The organism is Pseudovibrio sp. POLY-S9 (genome assembly GCF_001431305.1).
GTDB lineage: Bacteria > Pseudomonadota > Alphaproteobacteria > Rhizobiales > Stappiaceae > Pseudovibrio.
Genome location: NZ_LCWX01000112.1, coordinates 46,948 through 50,837 on the forward strand (window position 1 = coordinate 46,948; position 3,890 = coordinate 50,837).

Consider the following 3,890-nt stretch of genomic DNA (forward strand, 5'->3'; position numbering starts at 1 on the left):
CGGTAATCAAAGATCTCTAATAAAGAAACCGCTTAAGTATTGAGCCGTCAGACGGGTTAAATCAAGTAAGTTGACCGTTTGGTCTAAAAAGAAACTGACGCTGCGATATATCAGCAACAGTGCATAGGTATATATGAGAATATTCTGAATAAAGAGGTGTGCTTGAATATAGGAAAGGCCCGGAAAACCGGGCCTTTGTGGTCTCAGAAGATTGTATTTGGCCGGGTGACAATGCCCCAGTATCTAACGGTGAAGAGGCCAAATGCACCAACCCAGCACAGGGCTGAGAGACCCAGAACCATGAAGTAACCCTGCGGATATAGGAGAATACCAAACACTCGCACTGCTGCACTCATGACAATGAGATAGTAGATCGCGATCTCAACCCATGTTGGCTGAAGTGGTCTGCCGGAGTGACCCAGCGCACTGCGTGTCATCATGGCCAGCATCATACCTGCGATGGAACCAACGGTGATCGCGTGGATCGCCAGCACCTGATCCCATGGCGCATCCAGCAAAGCTCCTGCCCGCAGCAGCAATGCAATTGGCAGCCAGGCGTAGGAAACCGGCAGGATCCAGAGGATCGGTTTGCCCCATGTGATCTGAGGGCGCCACAGGCCCATCTTTACAATATGCAGTCCGGCAAGCACCAGCAGGCCAACCGCGCGTAGGGTTGCAGCCTCATAGCTCATGCCAAAATAGATGTCGCTGACCAGCAGCAGCACCATGCCAAGGCCAATTGCATCTTCAAGGCGCTGGTTGCGCACTGCGCGTTTTACACCCAGGGCATTGTTGGTGAAGAGCGGGATAATACGCCCACCAATGACGGTTACGAAGATCGCGAAGACATCAACAGCCCAGAGGAACACATCGGCAGAGTCATAACTGATCAGATCCAACGCAATGGCGTGGAACAGACCGTTTGCAACAGCCAGCACCAGCAGCAAAGCCACCGCGAAGTAGTTGCGTTTGTTTTTCGCCTGATACAACGGAATTGCGATGCCAAGAGCGGCAAGAGGCAGGAAGAGAAGATCAAGAATTTGCCCGAGAGACCCGAGTGGCCCACTGCCCACAAACAAAAGTACACGCGCCGCCAGCCATAAGGCAAGCAGTCCGCCCAGAGCCAAGCCATTCGGCGTACGCCGGCCCGTCCAGTTTTGAACGGCGGTGTAGAGGAAGCCGATGAGAATGGCGACCGCAAAGCCAAAGATCAGCTCATGAGAATGCCAGAGCACACCTTCAAGCGGGCCATTGATCTCGACAAAACCGATAATGGAGGCAACCCAAAGCGGAACGCTGATGGCTGCATACGCTGCACCAACAATATAGAACGGACGAAAGCCGAGGGATAAAAATGCTTCCCAGGAGAAAGCTGCGCTCGCTCTGGGATGCTTCGGCATAGTTTGTGTTTGCTGCATTTATCAGATCTCGGTCGGCGAAGGATCTGCCTTCGCTCATTTTCTTATCAAGGCACAGGAAACGCATTCGACCAGAAGGGATGGAGCGATGGCCGAACTTCTCCACTTATCATTCCTTATAAACATGAAACTAATACTCATATTTGTGTAATGTCAAATAATTCTAAAATAGCCGCTCCGACCGTTTGTACATGACGGTTAAGGCACTGATTTCAGTAGAATGGCGGGCCTGTTCAATCAGTTGCGGGTAAGTTGAAATGTGAAAGGCTCTGCCGGATTTTTGCCTTGTTCTGCCTTGAGTCTGACGATATCGAGCGACGGGACACAGGATTGATTCATTGCACGCATTGCAGGCAGACAGAAACAGCTATGTCATTGCGGGGTCCAACAAGACCTATACGCTGGTGTTTGCGTCCTCATTAATGGTGCATCTGTTCGCCTACTGGGTGCTGGCCATGTCTCATTTGCCTCGTAGCTTTCGTGGAAGTCCGGTCAAAAGCATTGGCGTTGAACTCATTGGCACTGCTCAGTTTGAGCAACTCATCGCACCGCCAATCCCACAAGAAACACCAACGGCATCCCTCTCTTCTGCTCCACTGGAACAAGCAGCCCCGCAACCTTTGCCGCCGCCAGTTGTGAGAGAAGAAGTCATCCAAACCCCGCAACCGGTTGTTGCGCAGCACTTTCAGTTGGGCCGTTTGCTGGACGCGCCCGAAAACAAAGAGCTGAAAGAGTCGCTGGTTCTGTTTGACCCGTCCGACCAGCGCGAACAGCTCTGCAATCTGGAAGTGATGGAGCAAATCCAGTTATGGAACGAGAGCTTCAACCCGGAACGCGTGGTCGCCTTTGCTTATAAAGACCCGGTAGTCTTCGGCAATTCCGTCAGCGCAGACGGCGCCGCCTTCCGCAGCAAAGGCGACTGGTACCACCTCACCTACAAATGCACCTACAACCCCACCACCAACCTCGTCACCGCACTGGAATTCCTGGCAGGCGACGCCATCGCACGGTCAGAGTGGGAGGACCATTTTCTGTTTGAGGAGTGAAGGTTACTTTGTGTCGCGAACGGCACGAATGGCCAGAGAGTAGCCCTGGCTGTGGAAGTCGAGGGCGTAGGTGACGAAGTCCAGATAGTAGTACATGCCTTTCAGCTTCTGGTCTCCAGTGGCGGACCAGAAGTCGGCGTAGTCGGTGAAGGCTGGTGCTGTAAGGTCTGGAAACAGGGCGTGCAGTTCGTCTTTATCAGCGCAGGTGGAATCCAGCAGGCCATAAAGCTCGCGGATTGTTGGCAAACGCCAGCCTTGGCTGTTCTCCGCGAAATGAGAGGCAGCGATGTCTTGCCCAACCTGCATTGGCTCTCCGGAACAGCTCTGTGTATCACTCTCCCATGTCATCCCCTCAGCGCAGCGTTTCCATTCCAGCGCGTAGCCGGTTTGCTTGAGCAGAGCTCCCTCAAGAGTGAAGCGCTCTTGCAAGGCAGGTTTGTTGCTGCAATCAAGTTGTGCAGCGGCGGGGAATGCTGACAGGAAGAGGCCGAGAGCGGCACCTGTGGTAAGGAAGAAGGGCTTTTTTGTCATTATAAAACATCGCAAAGTGATTTTTGAAAGATCGCGGTGCGAGCATGTTTTATCAAGCAAACCGCAGCGCTATTTCACTTCACTGGCGGGAAATAGTGGTGTGTTTATGGCAGCTTGGGTATTTCCAGAATTAACCTGTGCGTCCTGCAAAGAAGAGCGGATTGGGGCCGCTCTTCTTGCTCCCGTGCTTAACAGCAAGCGCCCGTCTTACAGACGTCCACCTTTGGAGAGTCGCAGCACTTTCCAGATCCCAGATAGGTCTGATCGGAGAGATAAAACTCAACGAACAGCTTTTCAAAGTCTTCAGAAACGGACTTTTCTGCCAGACCAGTTTCCAGCAGACGTTTCTGCCATGCCTTCACAGTAGGAAAGCCCTTCAGGAAGTCATAGCCAGCATGACGCTCGATGATGTTGGCACGGTGCAACAATGGCAGCCATGCCGCATCGACGTTGCCGATCTGCGCGCCAGAGAAAAAGCCCTCGCCTGCAAGCTGCTGCTCAGCCTTGCCAAACAGAGCGCTCAGCTTCTCAGCGCGCTCTTCCAGCGTTGCCTTGTCGTGGCTGCGCATGGTGCTGCACTGGACCAGATAGTTCTTGGCGGCCTGATAGCTCCATGCCCGCTCAATCGCTTTCTGCTCTGGTGTGAATCCTGGGTGCATTAGCGGTGCTATTTCGTCGATGTATTCAACAATGGCATCGGACTCAAACAGGGCTGTGCCGTTCTCGGTGATCAGAACTGGCACCTGTCCGTTTGGAGAGACGTCCAGAAACCAGTCTGGCTTATCCTTCAGGCTGATGGCCTAGTGGGCACATAGCTGCATGTGTGGACGCCCCTGGAAATGCAAGCGGTTTTTCGTCAGATTGAGTGAATGCGGTCGAGTTCCTACGTGTGTCC

At 53.1% G+C, this 3,890-nt stretch carries 4 protein-coding genes; 1 reads left to right on the forward strand and 3 read right to left on the reverse strand.

The genetic code is table 11. From position 1 onward, the window contains the following. Positions 1-203: 203 nt before the first annotated feature. On the reverse strand, positions 204-1,418 hold the full coding sequence (locus PPL9_RS09065; protein ID WP_057462402.1) for an NnrS family protein: 1,215 nt from the start codon (positions 1,416-1,418) through the stop codon (positions 204-206). Between the two features lie 338 nt (positions 1,419-1,756). Here PPL9_RS09065 and PPL9_RS09070 point away from each other — a divergent pair, with 338 nt between their 5' ends. Continuing rightward, positions 1,757-2,464 carry a DUF930 domain-containing protein gene (locus PPL9_RS09070; RefSeq protein ID WP_057462403.1) on the forward strand — a complete coding sequence of 236 codons (708 nt, stop codon included), beginning with the start codon at positions 1,757-1,759 and terminating at the stop codon, positions 2,462-2,464. A 3-nt stretch (positions 2,465-2,467) separates the two neighbouring features. Here PPL9_RS09070 and PPL9_RS09075 read toward each other — a convergent pair whose 3' ends face one another. Together PPL9_RS09075 and PPL9_RS09080 are read right to left on the reverse strand one after the other, a co-directional pair. Further along, positions 2,468-2,995, reverse strand: coding sequence for a DUF1566 domain-containing protein (locus tag PPL9_RS09075; RefSeq protein ID WP_057462404.1), 528 nt, complete (start codon positions 2,993-2,995; stop codon positions 2,468-2,470). Positions 2,996-3,183: 188 nt separating this feature from the next. Further along, positions 3,184-3,792 carry a glutathione S-transferase family protein gene (locus PPL9_RS09080; protein WP_082596683.1) on the reverse strand — a complete coding sequence of 203 codons (609 nt, stop codon included), beginning with the start codon at positions 3,790-3,792 and terminating at the stop codon, positions 3,184-3,186. Between the last annotated feature and the right edge of the window lie 98 nt (positions 3,793-3,890).

Coding starts and splice junctions, on each gene's coding strand:
- PPL9_RS09075 (WP_057462404.1), bottom strand. CDS start 2,995: ATGACAAAAAAGCCCTTCTTCCTTACCACAGGTGCCGCTCTCGGCCTC.
- PPL9_RS09065 (WP_057462402.1), bottom strand. CDS start 1,418: ATGCAGCAAACACAAACTATGCCGAAGCATCCCAGAGCGAGCGCAGCT.